This window comes from Bradyrhizobium viridifuturi, from assembly GCF_001238275.1.
GTDB classification, from domain to species: domain Bacteria; phylum Pseudomonadota; class Alphaproteobacteria; order Rhizobiales; family Xanthobacteraceae; genus Bradyrhizobium; species Bradyrhizobium viridifuturi.
In genome coordinates, this window is the sequence record NZ_LGTB01000029.1 from 60454 (window position 1) to 74996 (window position 14543).

The 14543-nt window shown below is 64.0% G+C and carries 11 protein-coding genes and 1 pseudogene; 1 reads left to right on the top strand and 11 read right to left on the bottom strand.

Annotation, left to right across the window (positions count from 1 at the left end; genetic code table 11):
• Nucleotides 1–43: 43 nt before the first annotated feature.
• From ALC15_RS25075 to ALC15_RS25085, 3 genes are read right to left on the bottom strand one after another with little or no spacing between them, the layout of a single operon-like run.
• Nucleotides 44–775, bottom strand: coding sequence for an ABC transporter ATP-binding protein (locus ALC15_RS25075; protein WP_050629568.1), 732 nt, complete (start codon nt 773–775; stop codon nt 44–46).
• A complete protein-coding gene (locus tag ALC15_RS25080) occupies nt 772–2541 on the bottom strand; it encodes a branched-chain amino acid ABC transporter ATP-binding protein/permease (protein WP_050629569.1) in 1770 nt (589 codons plus the stop codon). Before ALC15_RS25080 ends, ALC15_RS25075 begins: the two co-directional genes overlap by 4 nt.
• A 5-nt stretch (nt 2542–2546) precedes the next feature.
• Nucleotides 2547–3587, bottom strand: a complete 1041-nt coding sequence (locus tag ALC15_RS25085) for a branched-chain amino acid ABC transporter permease (RefSeq protein ID WP_050629570.1) — start codon at nt 3585–3587, stop codon at nt 2547–2549.
• Between the two features lie 178 nt (nt 3588–3765).
• Between ALC15_RS25085 and ALC15_RS25090 the strand changes: the two genes are divergently transcribed.
• Nucleotides 3766–4284: a MarR family winged helix-turn-helix transcriptional regulator gene (locus ALC15_RS25090; protein WP_050629571.1), complete on the top strand. Its 519-nt coding sequence runs from the start codon at nt 3766–3768 to the stop codon at nt 4282–4284.
• Nucleotides 4285–4438: 154 nt separating this feature from the next.
• Here ALC15_RS25090 and ALC15_RS25095 read toward each other — a convergent pair whose 3' ends face one another.
• The 8 genes and pseudogenes from ALC15_RS25095 to ALC15_RS25130 form a co-directional block, all read right to left on the bottom strand.
• Nucleotides 4439–5722 (bottom strand): glycerate kinase type-2 family protein, encoded by a 1284-nt coding sequence (locus ALC15_RS25095; RefSeq protein WP_050629572.1) that lies wholly within the window; start codon nt 5720–5722, stop codon nt 4439–4441.
• Nucleotides 5723–5744: 22 nt separating this feature from the next.
• Nucleotides 5745–6971: an ABC transporter substrate-binding protein gene (locus ALC15_RS25100; RefSeq protein WP_050629573.1), complete on the bottom strand. Its 1227-nt coding sequence runs from the start codon at nt 6969–6971 to the stop codon at nt 5745–5747.
• Between the two features lie 213 nt (nt 6972–7184).
• The gene (locus tag ALC15_RS25105) at nt 7185–8411 is read right to left on the bottom strand and encodes an ABC transporter substrate-binding protein (protein WP_050629574.1); all 1227 of its coding nucleotides are present in this window, start codon (nt 8409–8411) and stop codon (nt 7185–7187) included.
• Nucleotides 8412–8569: 158 nt separating this feature from the next.
• A complete protein-coding gene (locus ALC15_RS25110) occupies nt 8570–9796 on the bottom strand; it encodes an ABC transporter substrate-binding protein (protein WP_050629575.1) in 1227 nt (408 codons plus the stop codon).
• A gap of 241 nt (nt 9797–10037) precedes the next feature.
• Nucleotides 10038–11264, bottom strand: a complete 1227-nt coding sequence (locus ALC15_RS25115; RefSeq protein ID WP_050629576.1) for an ABC transporter substrate-binding protein — start codon at nt 11262–11264, stop codon at nt 10038–10040.
• A gap of 118 nt (nt 11265–11382) precedes the next feature.
• A pseudogene (locus ALC15_RS25120) lies at nt 11383–12610 on the bottom strand (ABC transporter substrate-binding protein).
• A gap of 29 nt (nt 12611–12639) precedes the next feature.
• Entirely contained in the window at nt 12640–13656 is a 1017-nt protein-coding gene (locus ALC15_RS25125) for a branched-chain amino acid ABC transporter permease (RefSeq protein WP_050629577.1), read from the bottom strand.
• 2 nt (nt 13657–13658) lie between these two features.
• Entirely contained in the window at nt 13659–14537 is an 879-nt protein-coding gene (locus ALC15_RS25130; RefSeq protein ID WP_021076976.1) for a branched-chain amino acid ABC transporter permease, read from the bottom strand.
• Nucleotides 14538–14543: the final 6 nt, after the last annotated feature.

Genomic DNA, 14543 nt, shown 5'->3' on the forward strand with positions numbered 1-14543 from the left:
CGATAGGGGCCGGCTTTTTCGTTAGCCACACGCGTCAGCGACACTAAATCGCGCTCTCGCCCTCGTGCTGGAAGCCGAGATAGCTCGCGGCGACGCCCTTGTTGGCGGCGATGTCCTTGGCCGTGCCTGACAGCACGAACTCGCCGAGCTCCATCACATAGGCACGGTCGGCGATCTGCAGTGCGGCCTGGGCGTTCTGCTCGACCAAGAGCACGGAGACGCCGGCTGCGCGAAGCTCGCCGACGATGCGGAAGATGTCGGCGACGATGATCGGGGCGAGGCCGAGGCTCGGCTCGTCGAGCATCAGGAGTTTCGGCGCGCCCATCAGCGCGCGGCCCATCGCCAGCATCTGCTGCTCGCCGCCGGACAGCGTACCGGCGAGCTGCTTGCGGCGCTCCTTGAGCCGCGGAAACAGCGTGTAGACCCGCTCCAGAGAGGTGGCCGCGACCGCTTTCGCGATCCTGAAGGCGCCGAGCTCGAGATTGTCCTCGACATTCATCGTGCCGAACAGCTCGCGATGCTCGGGCACCAGGCTCAGGCCTGTCGCGACGCGGTCCTCGATGTCGAGCGGGGCCATGTCGATGCCGGCAAAGGTGGTGCGGCCCCTCAGCGGCAGCACGCCCATGATGGCGTTGAGCAACGTGGTCTTGCCGGCACCGTTGGCGCCGATGATGGTGACGATCTCGTTGTCGGCGACGTCGAGCGAGACGCCGCGCACGGCCTCGACCTTGCCGTAGGCAATATGGACGTCGGTCACCTTCAATAGCGCGCTCATGCGGCGGCTCCGAGATAGGCCTTGATCACATCGGGATTGCGCTTGATCGCGGCCGGCGTGCCCTCGGCGATCTTGGTGCCGAAATCGAGCACCACGATGCGGTCGGCGAGATCCATCACGAATCCCATGTCGTGCTCGACCAGCAGCACCGACATGCCGCCGTCGCGCAACTGCCGGAGCAGCGCGGCGAGCCGCTGCTTCTCCATGTGGCGCAGCCCGGCGGCCGGCTCGTCGAGCAGCAGCAGCATCGGATCGACGCACAGCGCACGCGCGATCTCGACGATGCGCTGCTGCCCGAGCGACAGCGAGCCGGCGAGCTGGTCGATCTGTTCGGACAGGCCGACGCGCTCGATCTGCCGCGCGGCTTCCGCCAGCAGCTTCGCCTCATCAGCGCGGTCGAGCCGCAGCATGCTGGAGATCGCGCCGGAATTGCCGCGCAGATGCGCGCCGATCGCGACGTTCTCCAGCACGGTCATGTCGGGCACCAGCTTGACGTGCTGGAATGTCCTGCTGACGCCGAGCTTGACCACCTCCTGCGGCGGCGCGTTCGCGACCTCGTTGCCGAGCACGGCGATCTTGCCGCTGGTTGCGGCCAGCACGCCGGTGATCAGGTTGAAGGTCGTGCTCTTGCCGGCGCCGTTGGGGCCGATCAGCGCGACGATCTCTCGGGCGTTGACGTCGAATGAGACGTCGTTCACCGCGAGCACGCCGCCGAACTGTTTTCGCGCCTTCTCGATGTGCAGCAGCACCGGTGACGATCCCGGTGCCCGCTCACGGTGCTCCAGTTTCACCGATGTGTCCGGCGTCTTTCGGGTCGGCTTGAACGGCAGCTTCGACATCAGCCAGGGCCAGACGCCCTGCGGCGCGAGCTGGAGCAGCAGCACCAGCATGATGCCGAACACGATGGTCTCGAGCTGGCTCTGACCGCCGAAGATGTAGGGCAAATAGCTCTGCAGCACCTCTTTCAGGATCACGACGATAGCGGCGCCGAGCACGCCGCCCCAGACGTAACCGGCGCCGCCGACCACCGCGATGAACAGATACTCGATGCCTGCCTGTGCGCCGAACGGTGTCGGGTTGGCGGCGCGCTGGAAATGTGCATAGAGCCAGCCGGAGAGGCCGGCCAGAACCGCGGCATAGATGAACACCAGGAGCTTGGCGCGCGGCGTCTGCACGCCGAAGGCTTCGGCCGCGACATGGCCGCGCCGCAACGCGCGGATCGCACGCCCGGTGCGGGAGTCCAAGAGGTTCATGGTCAATAGCGCCGCGAGCAGCACCGCGACCCAGATCGCGTAGTAGATCGTGTCCGGGCTCAGCATCTTGAACGCGCCGATCGACAGCGGCGGAATGCCCGAAATGCCGTCGTTGCGGCCGAGGAATTCCAGCTTGCTGAACAGATAGAACAGCCCGATGCCCCAGGCGATGGTGCCGAGCGGCAGGTAGTGGCCTGACAGCCGCACCGTGACGAGGCCGAGCAGCACCGCTGCAATGCCGCTGACCAGCAGCGAGGCCGGCAGCGTCAGCCATGGTGAGACGCCGTAGGCGGTGGTCAGCACCGCGGTGGTGTAGGCGCCGAAGCCGCAGAACGCGGCCTGTCCGAACGAGGTGAGGCCGCCGACGCCAGTCAGCAACACCAGCCCCATCGCGACCAGCGCGGCGAGGCCGATATTGTCGAGCAGCACGATCCAGAACGGCGGGATGCCCGGGAGCAGCGGGATCACCGCCATCACGAGCGCGAAGATGATGAGGGGAAGCCGCTGCGTCATCGCGCTCAGTCCTTCTCTTCTTCGACCTGGGGCGCCGCGAGCGAGCGCAGCACCAGGACGGGAAGGATCAGCGTGAACACGATGACTTCCTTGAAGTTGCTGGCGTAGAACGACGAGAAGGCCTCGACGATGCCGACCACGATGGCCGCGACCGCGGTCAGCGGATAGCTGACCAGGCCGCCGATGATGGCGGCGATGAAGCCCTTCAGGCCGATCAGGAAGCCGGTGTCGTAATAGAGCGTGGTGATCGGTACGATCAGGATGCCGGAGATCGCGCCGATGACGGAGGCGAGCAGGAATGCGATCTGGCCCGACAGCGTGGTGCGGATGCCGACCAGGCGGGCGCCGAGTCGATTGACCGCGGTGGCGCGCAGCGCCTTGCCGGTCTTGGTGTAGCCGAAGAACAGCCACAGGGCGACGATGAAGCCGACCGTCAGGCCGTAGACGGCAAGGCTCTGGCCGGTGAAGCGCAGCGGACCTGCGGTCACCGCGGCATTCGACAGTGCCGGGCCGCGCAGGCCTTCGGCGCCGAAGAACACGAGGCCGAGGCCTTGCAGCGCCAGATGGCAGCCGACCGAGGCGATCAGGAGCACCAGCACCGAGGTGTGCGCGATCGGCTGGAACGCGATGCGGTAGAGGAACAGCCCGATCGCCGCCACGATCAAGAGCGCGAGCGCGATGTTGACGGCGATCGGCGTGTGCGGACTGACCAGCGCATAGACGAGGCCGAGCAACGCGGTGGGAAAGACGATGTTGAGCGCGACCGAGCGGATCACCAGCCGCGCGTGCAGCGCCTTGCGCGCGAAGAACAGGTCGAGTGCGAAGGCGACGAGCCCCATCGCGACCGCAAGCCGCGCCGTGCCGGGCACCTGGCCGGTCGCCAGCATGGCATAGCTGAGCGCGCCGTAGGTGACGAATTCGCCCTGCGGGATCAGGATCACCCGCGTCACCGCGAACACCAGCACCAGGGCCAGCCCCAGCAGTGCGTAGATCGCGCCATTGGTGATGCCGTCCTGCAGCAGGAACAGCATGATCGTCGTGTTCAAGGCCCAGCGCTCCCCCTCAAGCGTCGGGCCGCCACAGCCGGCTGCGCCGGTCGGGTCGGCCGATATCGGCTGTTGATAGTCGCCGATATTAGATATGGCGTATAACAATTATTAGATATAATCTCAAGGTCCCCGAGTGTCCCGCGGGGTTTTGTACCGGGATTGCGAGCCTGGAGCGATGACTGTTTCCAAGACCGCCTCCGATGCCGTCCGTTCGTCGCGCGCGCTGCGCAGGGAACCCGTCGATCCTGCCGGGGACGACAGCATGCTGCAACTGGGCGAACTGTCCGGGTTGCTCGGCTATTCGCTCAAGCGCGCGCAGCTCAGGGTATTCGAGGACTTCCTGCGCTGCGTCGCGCCGCTGCAGCTGACGCCGGCGCAATTCTCGGTGCTGCTCTTGCTCGACAAGAATCCGGGCCGCAACCAGACCGAGATCGCCAATACGCTCGGCATCCTCAGGCCGAATTTCGTCGCCATGCTGGACGCGCTGGAGAGCCGCGACCTTTGCGCGCGGATGCGCTCGACCAACGACCGCCGCTCCCACATCCTGGTCCTGACCGACCGGGGCCGCGCCGTGCTGGCGCGCGCCAAGAAGCTGGTAGCCAACAAGCACGAGGCGCGGCTGATCGAGGTGCTCGGCCCGGCCAACCACGCTGCGCTGCTGGAGATGCTGGCCAAGCTCGCGCAGGAGTTTTGAGCGCCTGGCCACGGGCCTTCCACGTCATTGCGAGCCAACCGGTCGCGCGTACGCGCGCCCGATGACAAGCTCCGCGAAGCAATCCATCGTGCGGCGTACGCGGACGTATGGATTGCTTCGTCGCTACGCTCCTCGCAATGACGAGGCGAGGGCGTCAATCCACCAAAATCACCCTGACATCGTTGACGTTGGTCAGCGTCGGCCCGGTCAGCAGCAAATCCCCGGTCTGCGCGAAGAACCCCGTGGCATCGTTGTTCTCGAGATAGGCCTTGGGATCGAGGCCGAGCGATTTCATCTTCGCGAAGGTCGCCTGGTCGATCACCGCGCCTGCGGGGTCGCTCGCGCTGCCGGCGCCGCCATCGGCGCCATCGGTGTCGGCGGCGAGCGCCGAGACGTCGGGTGTTTCCCTGAGCAGGTCGGCCAGCGTCAACGCGTATTCCTGATTGGGGCCGCCGCGGCCGTTGCCGCGTACGGTCACCGTGAGCTCGCCGCCGGATATGATCGCAACGCGCTTGCCCTCGCTGCGCGCCTTGAGCGCAAGCCGTGCGTGCGCGGCCGCGACCTCGCGCGCCTCGCCTTCGAGATCGGCGCCGAGTGCGATCGTCTCGTAGCCGGCGTCCTGCGCGACCTTTACCGCGGCGTCGATCGAGGCCTTCGGCTTCGCCAGCAGTTCGAATGTCGCCCGCGCAAAGGCGGGATCGCCGGGCTTGCAGCTCTCATTCCTGGGATCGTCGAGCGCGCGGCGCACTGTGTCATCGACGGAGAGGTTGTACTTGGTGACCAAAGCGCGGGCATCCGCCAGCGTGGTCGGATCCGGCACCGTCGGTCCCGAGGCGATTGCGGAGGGATCGTCATGCGGCACGTCCGAGATCGCCAGCGTGACGATTTCGGCGGCGCGCTGGCCGGCGCGTGCCAGCCGCCCGCCCTTGATCCGCGACAGGTGCTTGCGGACGATGTTCATCTCGCCGATCGGCGCGCCCGATCGCAGCAGCGCGCGGTTGACCTGCTGCTTCTGGGCAAAGCTGACGCCCTCGACCGGCGCGATCCAGTTTGCCGAGCCGCCGCCGGTCAGCAGCACCAGCAGCAGGTCGTCGGGCGTGGCTTCCGCTGCCAGCCGCAGCGTATCGTCGGCCGCGCGCAGGCCGGCTTCATCGGGCACGGGGTGGCCGGCCTCGACCACCTTGATGCGGCGGGTCGGCACGCCATGGCCGTGGCGGGTGGTGGCGATGCCGACCAACCGCTGTGGCTCAAGGCCGAGCGTGTCGAGATAGTGCCGCTCCGCCGCCGCGGCCATGGCGCCGGCGCCCTTGCCGGCCGCGAGGCAGATCACGCGGCCCTTCGGTGCCGGCCGCAGCCGCGACGCCAGCACGACATCGGGATGCGCAGCCGCCACCGCGGCATCGAAAATCGAACGCAGGAAGGGACGACGGTCGGTCATGGCTGTACCTTTGTGAGACGGATCAGTTGCCGCCAGTTTCGCCGCTGATGACGTCGCCGAACAATTGCCAGCGCTCGCCCTTGAACTGCATCAGCTGCAATTGCTCGATCGGCTGGAAGTCGTTGGGCCCGGTCGACAGCGTCACGCCGGGCAGCAGGCCGCCCTGCGCAAACTGCTTCAGGCTCGCCGCCTGCTTCATCACATTGGCGCGGGTGAGGTCGTCGCCGCAGCGGCGCAGCACCTCGACCATGGTGGTCGCCATGTTGTAGCCGGTCATCGCCGAGGCATCGACGCGGTTGGTGTCGGGCATGTATTTGGCGAGCAACTCGTCGAACGCCTTCATGCCGGCGTCGTCCTTCCACTGCGGATCGCTGGCGTCCTTGGCGTAGGCCGCCGAGATCACGCCCTGCGCATTGTCGAGCCCGGCCGGGCGCATCACCGTCGCGGTGGAGGCCGAGACGTTGGACACGATGGTCACCGGCTTCCAGTTCATCTCGCCGAGCTTCTTGATCGCCTGGGCGCCGAACTTCGGCGTGGTGAAGAAGATGATGACGTCGGGGTTGGAGGACTTCAGCCGCACCACGTGGGAATCGATGGTGGGTTCGGCGACCTCGTAGCTCTCCTTGGCGGCGATCCGGGCGGGATCGCCGGCGAAGCCGTCTTCCAGGCCCTTCAGGTAGTCCTTGCCCATATCGTCGTTCTGGTAGAGCACCGCGACCTTGGCCGTGGGCTTCTCCTTGAGCAGGTATTTCGCGTAGATCCGCGACTCGCTCTGGTAGCTCGGCAGCCAGCCCATGGTCCACGGGAACGCCTTCGGATCGTTCCATTTGGTCGCGCCGGTCGCGACGAACAGCTGCGGCACCTTCTTGGCGTTGAGATATTTCTGGATCGCGGTGTTGGAGGCGGTGCCGAGCGTGCCGAACAGGAACAGCACCTCATCGCTCTCGACCAGCTTGCGGGCCTGCTCGACGGCCTTCGGCGGCGAATAGGCATCGTCATAGGAGATGAAGTTGATCTTGCGGCCGTTGATGCCGCCGTCGTCGTTCACCTTCTTGAACACCGCTGCCATCGCCTTGCCGACCACGCCGTAGGCCGATGCCGGGCCGCTATAGGGCACGATATTGCCGATCTTGATCTCGGTATCGCTCGCTCCGGTGTCGTATTTCTTCTGCGCCAGCGCGGCGCTGCCGCTTGCCGCGAGCAGGGCCAGGCCGAAGAGGGCGGTCGCGGCACGGTGAAGGACGGGCATGGACAATTTGCGGATCTCCTGTTCTTGCGCGCCCAGCGGGGGCGCTCGGCTTCTTGTTGGCTCTGCCGCCTCGATACCTAGCGTATCGTCCGCCGAAGTGTAAACGGCCCGTGTCCTTCGGTTTTCCGGATAGAGCGATGGCGAACGAAAGGCAAAGAAAAACCCCTGCGATCGGGTCGCAGGGGCCAGATTTTTCACGATGCGGGAAAGTTCTCAGCCGCCGACGTCGGCGCTGATGACGTCGCCGAACAGTTCCCATTTTTCGCCCTTGAACTTCATCAGCTGCAGCTGGCTGATCGGGGCGAAATCGTTCGGAGCGGTATTGATCTTGACTCCGGGCAGCAGCACTTCGGTGCGGAAGTCCTGCAGGCTCGCGGCCTGCTTCATGATGTTCTCGCGCGTGAGGTTGTCGCCGCACTGCTTGAGCACCTGGACCAGCGTCTGCGCCACGCCGAAGCCGACCACGGTGCCACCGTCGAGCTTGTCGCCCTCGGGGAAGTCCTTGGCCATGAAAGCGTAGAATTCCTTCATGCCGGGATCGTTGTCCCACTGCTTGTCGGAGGCGTCCTTCAGATAAGCGGCGGAGATGATGTCCTGCGCGTTCTCGTAGCCGGCCGGCTTGATCACGCTGCCGACCGAGGCCGACACATTGTTGAGGAAGTGCGTCGGCTTCCAGCCGATCTCGGCGACCTTCTTGATCGCCTGCGCCGCGAATTTCGGCGTCGCAATGTTGACGAACACGTCGGCGTTGCTGGCCTTCAGCTTGACGATGTTGCTGTCGATGGTCGGCTGGGAGGTCTCGAAGCTCTCCTCGGCGACGATCATGCTGGCGGCCTTCTGGCCGAGGCCGTCCTTCAGACCCTTCAGGTAGTCCTTGCCGTAATCGTCATTCTGATAGAGCACCGCGATCTTGGCGTTCGGCATGTTCTTCAGGATGTATTTTGCGTAGATCTGGGTCTCGCTCTGGTAGTTGGGCTGCCAGCCCATGGTCCAGGGGAAGTCCTTCGGGTCGTTCCACTTGGTGGCGCCGGTGGCGACGAACAGCTGCGGCACCTTCTTGGAGTTCATGTATTTCTGGATCGCCGAGTTCGACGGCGTGCCGAGCGAGTTGAAGATCAGCAGCACCTCGTCGCTTTCGACCAGCTTGCGGGCCTGCTCCACGGCCTTCGGCGGCGAGTAGGCGTCGTCATAGGAGATGAAGTTGATCTTGCGGCCGTTGATGCCGCCGGCGTCGTTGATCTTCTTGAAATAGGCGGCCTCGGTGCGGCCGATGATGCCGTAGGCGGAGGCGGGTCCGCTGTAGGGCATGATGTTGCCGATCTTGATCTCGGTATCGCTCGCGCCGGTGTCGTATTTCTTCTGTGCCAGCGCAGCGCTGCCCGATGTCGCGACGAGCGCGAGCGCGGCCCCGAGGACCGCAAGTCTGGTGGTAACGGACATCTATATTTCTCTCCCTGTTGTCAGACGAATGTGTCGCGGCCCCCTGTTTCGGGGGCTCTCTTGTTATTCGGTGAAAATACCATCTTAGCCGGGCCGTCTCAATGAAAAGCCCCTGCGACAACGCCGCAGGGGCCGCGTCTTTAGTCGACAATTCGGGGTTAACCGCCGACGTCGCCGCTCAAAATTTCACCAAAGCGATCCCAGGTCTCGCCCTTGAAGCGCATCAGTTGCAGTTGCGAAAGTGGCGCGAAATCGGTCGCCGAGGTGTTGACCTTGACGCCCGGCAGCAACCCGTCGAGCTCGAGGTCGCGGATGCTGGCGGCCTGCTTCATGATGTTCTCGCGCGTCAGATTGTCGCCGCACGCCCGCAGCACATGCTCGAGGCCCTGCGCAACGGTGTAGGCGTACATCACCGACGCGTCGGCGCGGTTTGCGTCAGGATAATACTTATCGAGGAATTTGTTCCAGGCGATCATTCCCTTGTCGGTCTTCCACTGCGGATCGGTCGGGTCCTTGATGTACTGCGACGAGATGATGCCTTGGGCGGCCTCGAAGCCCGCCGGCTTGATCACGCTGCCGATCGAGGATGAGACGTTGTTGAGGAAGTGCAGCGGATGCCAGTCGAGCTCGGCGTTCTTCTTGATCGCCTGCGCCGCGAATTTCGGCGTCGTGATGTTGAAGAACACATCGGCGCCGGAGGCCTTGAGCCTGACGATGTGGGAATCGATGGTCGGCTCCGTCACCTCGTAACTGTCCTCGGCGACGATCATCGACGCCGCCTTGCTGCCGAGCCCGTCCTTGAAGCCCTTCAGATAGTCCTTGCCGTAATCGTCGTTCTGGTAGAGCACCGCGATCTTTGCGTTCGGCTTGTTCTTCAGGATGTACTTCGCATAGATGATCGACTCGCTCTGGTAGTTGGGCTGCCAGCCCATCGTCCAGGGAAACTCCTTCGGGTCGTTCCATTTGGTGGCGCCGGTCGCGACGAACAGTTGCGGCACCTTCTTCTGGTTCATGTATTTCTGGATCGCCGAGTTCGGCGGCGTGCCGAGCGGATTGAAGATCATCAGCACTTCGTCGCTCTCGACCAGCTTGCGCGCCTGCTCGACGGTCTTCGGCGGCGTGTAGGCGTCGTCATAGCTGATGAAGGTGATCTTGCGGCCGTTGATGCCGCCCTCGGCATTGATCTTGCGGAAATAGGCGTCCTCGGTCTTGCCGATCACGCCATAGGCGGACGCCGCGCCGCTATAGGGCATGATGTTGCCGATCTTGATTTCGGTGTCGCTGGCGCCGGTGTCGTATTTCTTCTGGGCAAGCGCCGTGCTGCAGGATGCGGAGACGAGCGCGAGCGCAACGGCAGTTGCCGCCAGATGTCGTATTGCAGACATGCGGTTTCTCTCCCTGATAGCAGATGATGTGTCGCGGCCCCCTGTTTCGAGGGCTCATTGTTGTCTGCGAAGGCTATCATCTTACCTGGGGCGTCTCAACGAAAAGCCCCCGCGGCATGGCCGCAGGGGCTGCGTCTTTAGTCGCGCTCGCCGATCCGTCCGAGACAACCGTGGAGATTGCGGCGAGTTCTGGCGACGCTGTTGAGTTGAGCGCGCGGATGCCGACGGCAATCCGCGAAGATCAGTTGCTCAGATTGCTCGAAATGATGTCGCCGAACAGCTCCCACTTCTCGCCCTTGAACCGCATCAAGCGCAATTGCTTGATCGGCGCGAAGTCGGTTGCCGAGGTGTTGATGCTGATGCCGGGCAGCAGCGTATCGGGGACATAGTCCCTGAGGTTCGCGGCCTGCTTCATCACATTGGCGCGGGTGAGGTCGTCGCCGCACATCTCCAGCACCTTCGCCATGGTCTGCGCAGCGGCGTAACCGAACGAGGTGGCGCCGTCGAGCTTGTTGGCGTCAGGATAATCCTGCTTGAGGAAAGCGAGGAATTTCTGCATGCCGGGATCCTTGTCCCATTGCGGGTCGGCGCCGTCCTTGAGGTAGGCCGCGGACAGTATGCCCTGCGAATTCTCGAAGCCGGCCGGCTGGATCACGCCGCCGACCGAAGCCGAGACGTTGGTGAGGATCTGCAATGGCGTCCAGGCGATCTCGGCGGCCTTCTTGATCGCCTGCGCCGCGAATTTCGGCGACGTGATGCTGATGAAGGTGTCGGCTCCGGCCGCCTTCAGCTTGACGATGTGACTGTCGATCGCGGGTTCGGAGGTCTCATAAGCCTCCTCGGCGACGATCATCGATGCCCTGTCGCCGAAGGCGTCCTTCAATCCCTTGAGGTAGTCCTTGCCGAAATCGTCATTCTGGTAGAGCACGGCGACCTTGGCATCAGGCTTGTGCTTCATGATGTACTTTGCGTAGACCCGCGCCTCGTCCTGGTAGGACGGCTGCCAGCCCATGGTCCATGGATAGTTCTTGGGGTCGTTCCACTTGGAGGCGCCGGAGGCGATGAACAGCTGCGGCACCTGCTTCTCGTTCATGTATTTCCGGATCGCCGCATTGCTTGCGGTCCCGACCGAGCCGAACAGCAGCAGCACCCCGTCGCTCTCGACCAGCTTGCGCGCCTGCTCCACCGTCTTGGGCGGCGAATAGCCATCGTCATAGGTGATGAACGTGATCTTGCGGCCGCGGATGCCGCCGGCCTCGTTGATCATCTTGAAGTAGGCCGCCTCGGTCTTGCCGATCACGCCATAGGCCGAGGCAGGACCGCTGTAGGGCACGATGTTGCCGATCTTGATCTCGGTGTCGCTGGCCCCGGTGTCGTAGGTCTTCTGCGCCAGCGCGACGTTGCAGCTCGTCAGGATCAGAGCGAATGCGGTCAGGAGCGCCGTCAGGGACGGACGTGCGGCAGTCATGGCTTCCCCACCTCGGGTTCTTCGTCTGCAGTATTCAATACCATCGGCGCAGGGCGTCAACAAAAAGCCCCCGCGATGGGGATCGCGGAGGCCTGTCGTTTATTCCCGCAGTGCAACGTCACTCTGAGGGGACATCGCCGGAAATGATGTCGCCGAACAATTCCCACTTCTGGCCCTTGAAGCGCTGCATTTGCAGCTGGGCGATCGGGGCGAAGTCGGTGGCCGAGGTGTTGATCTTGACGCCGGGCAACAGGGTATCGGGCGTGAAGTCCTTCAGGCTCGCCGCCTGCTTCATGACGTTGGCGCGGGTGAGATCATCGCCGCACATTTCGAGCACCTTGGCGAGCGTCTGCGCGGCGCCATAGCCGTAGACGTAGCCGCCGTCGGTCTTGTCGGCGCCCGGCATGTACTTGTCGAGAAACTCGGCCCACTTCTTCATGTTCGGATCGTTGGCCCACTGCGGATCGGCGCCGTCCTTGGCATAGGCTGCCGACAGCACGCCCTGGGCGTTGTCGAAGCCGGCCGGCTGCATCACGCTGCCGACCGAGGCCGACACGTTGGTGATGATCTGCAGCGGCTTCCAGCGAGCTCGGCGGTCTTCTTGATGGTCTGGGCGCCGAATTTCGGCGTCGTGTAGATCAGCAGCACGTCCGGATTGGCGGCCTTGATCTTGACGATGTGGCTGTCGATCGACGGCTCGGAGATCTCGTAGCTCTCCTCCACGACGATGCTCGTGGCGGCCTTGGCGCCAAAGCGTCCTTGGTGCCCTTGAGGTAGTCTTTGCCGAAGTCGTCGTTCTGATAGAGGATCGCGACCTTGGCGTCGGGCTTCTCCTTGATCAGCCACTTGGCGTAGATCTGCGCTTCGCTCTGGTAGCTCGGCTGCCAGCCCATGGTCCACGGGAAGTTCTTCGGATCGTTCCACTTGGTGGCGCCGGTGGCGACGAACAGCTGCGGAATCTTCTTGGAGTTCAGGTATTTCTGGATCGCGGTGTTGGACGGCGTGCCGAGCGGATTAAAGACCAGCAGCACCTCGTCGCTCTCGACCAGCTTGCGCACCTGCTCGACCGCCTTGGGCGGTGAATAGGCGTCGTCATAGCTGACGAAATTGACCTTGCGGCCGTTGATGCCGCCGCGGTCGTTGATCATCTTGAAATAGGCTTCTTCGGTCTTGCCGATCACGCCGTAAGCGGAGGCTGGTCCCGAATAGGGAATGATGTTGCCGACCTTGATCTCGGTATCGCTTGCGCCGGTGTCGTATTTCTTCTGGGCGAATGCGGCGGTGGACGTCACGGCAACAGCCGTGATCGCCGCGGAAATCGCGGCGATCCGTACGGTAGAAAGCATAATGTCTCCTGGTTTGGTTCTAAAGATTCTTAGTTTTTCTTGAGCTTTGCGGCCAGTTGCTGGGCAACGATCGCAACCTGCCTGGCGCCGTGCGGCACGAGGAAGATGACGAGGAACAGCAGCACGCCGAACACAGCGCCGGAGAGGCCCTTGGAAATGCCTTCGGCAATGTTGGGTACGAAGATGATGAAGGCGGAGCCTACGATCGAGCCGGGCAGCCAGCCGACGCCGCCGACCACCATGCCGAGGAACAGCGAGATCGCGAGCTGGATGGTGTAGCCGTCGGGCGCCACGAACTGCACCGCGATGGCGCCGAGACCGCCGGCAACGCCGGTGATGCCGGCCGAGACGCCGAACGCCAGCGTCTTGTACAGCGCGACGTCGACGCCCATCGCGGACGCCGCGATCTCGTTGTCGCGGATCGCCATGAAGGCGCGGCCGGAGCGCGAGCGCAGCAGGTTCACCGAGGCGAGGTAGATCGCGATCGAGACCGCCAGTGTGAAGTAGTAGAGCCACATGTCCTGCGACAGCGGCAGCCCGAACGGGGCGTCCGGCTTGGTCACCACGAGACCCTGCACGCCGCCGGTCCAGTGCTCGAAATAGCCGAGCTTGAGCAGCTGCGGCATTGCCGTGGCGAGCGCGAAGGTCGCGAGCGCCAGATAGACGCCGCTTAGCCGCAGCGCCGGCTGGCCGAACAGGAAGCCGAAGCCGAAGCAGATGATGCCGGCGATCGGTAGCGTGAGGGCATAGTTCATGCCCGCATGCTCCATCAGGATCGCCGACGTATAGGCGCCGACGGCGTAGAATGCGCTCTGGCCGAGCGAGAACTGGCCGCTTCCGCCGGTCAGGATGTTGAGCGCCATCACCGCGAGCGCGTAGATCAGAAGCATCGTCATCTGGAAGATGATGAAGTTCTTCACGAACAGCGGGATGATGATCAGCGCGGCGAGCACGGCGAGCGAGGTGCCGTAGCCGAGCGTCATGGCACGCTTGGGCACGGCCTCGACGGCGGGGGCTTCTGTGACGATTTCTTCAGCGGCGCTCATGATCAAACTCGCTTGACGATGGCGCGGCCGAACAGGCCTGCCGGTTTCACGACCAGGACGACGATGATCAGCGCAAGCGCGATCGGAAGTTTCAGCTCATTGCCGACACCGGGGATGTAGGTGCCGACCAGGTTCTCGAAGATGCCGACCAGGAAGCCGCCCATCACGGCGCCGAACGGCGAGGTCAGGCCGCCGAGCACGGCTGCGGCAAAGCCGTAGATCAGCACGCCGAGCATCATGTTGGGCTCGAGGAACACCACCGGGGCGATCATCATGCCGGCGATCGAGCCGATCGCGGACGCCATGCCCCAGCCGAGCGCAATCATCCACGAGGTATTGATGCCGACCAGCCGGGCCGATTCAGGCAGCGAGGCGGCTGCGCGCATCGCAAGACCGACCCGGGTGAAGCGGAAGAAGAAGAACAGCAGAAGCAGCATCAACAGCGTGATGCCGATCATGCCGGCCTGGTGGGTCGAGATCAGCTGGCTGCCGAGGAACGGCGAGGAGCCGAACGGCGTCGGGTACTGCTTGATGGTGAAGTCCCAGATCAGACCGGCGACCGAGTTGATGATCGCATACAGCGCGATGAACCCGGCGACGTTGGTCAGGATCGGCGCCTTGGCCAGCGGCTTGAACAACAGCCGCTCGATGACGATGCCGGCGGCGAACGAAAAGGCGACGGTGAGCACGAAGGCGCCCCAATACGGCACGCCCCATTGCATCAGCTGCCAGGACACGAAGGTCGAGAACATCGCCATTTCGCCCTGGGCGAAGTTCAGATGGTCGATGGCCTGGTAGATCATCACGACCGCGAGCGCCATGCAGGCATAGATCGCGCCCGTGGCGATGCCGGCCAGGACCTGGTTGGCAAAAAGCTCCATTGTGCC

Coding starts and splice junctions, on each gene's coding strand:
- ALC15_RS25105 (WP_050629574.1), bottom strand. CDS start 8,411: ATGTCCGTTACCACCAGACTTGCGGTCCTCGGGGCCGCGCTCGCGCTC.
- ALC15_RS25075 (WP_050629568.1), bottom strand. CDS start 775: ATGAGCGCGCTATTGAAGGTGACCGACGTCCATATTGCCTACGGCAAG.
- ALC15_RS25080 (WP_050629569.1), bottom strand. CDS start 2,541: ATGACGCAGCGGCTTCCCCTCATCATCTTCGCGCTCGTGATGGCGGTG.
- ALC15_RS25090 (WP_050629571.1), top strand. CDS start 3,766: ATGACTGTTTCCAAGACCGCCTCCGATGCCGTCCGTTCGTCGCGCGCG.
- ALC15_RS25095 (WP_050629572.1), bottom strand. CDS start 5,722: ATGACCGACCGTCGTCCCTTCCTGCGTTCGATTTTCGATGCCGCGGTG.
- ALC15_RS25110 (WP_050629575.1), bottom strand. CDS start 9,796: ATGTCTGCAATACGACATCTGGCGGCAACTGCCGTTGCGCTCGCGCTC.
- ALC15_RS25130 (WP_021076976.1), bottom strand. CDS start 14,537: ATGGAGCTTTTTGCCAACCAGGTCCTGGCCGGCATCGCCACGGGCGCG.
- ALC15_RS25125 (WP_050629577.1), bottom strand. CDS start 13,656: ATGAGCGCCGCTGAAGAAATCGTCACAGAAGCCCCCGCCGTCGAGGCC.
- ALC15_RS25115 (WP_050629576.1), bottom strand. CDS start 11,264: ATGACTGCCGCACGTCCGTCCCTGACGGCGCTCCTGACCGCATTCGCT.
- ALC15_RS25100 (WP_050629573.1), bottom strand. CDS start 6,971: ATGCCCGTCCTTCACCGTGCCGCGACCGCCCTCTTCGGCCTGGCCCTG.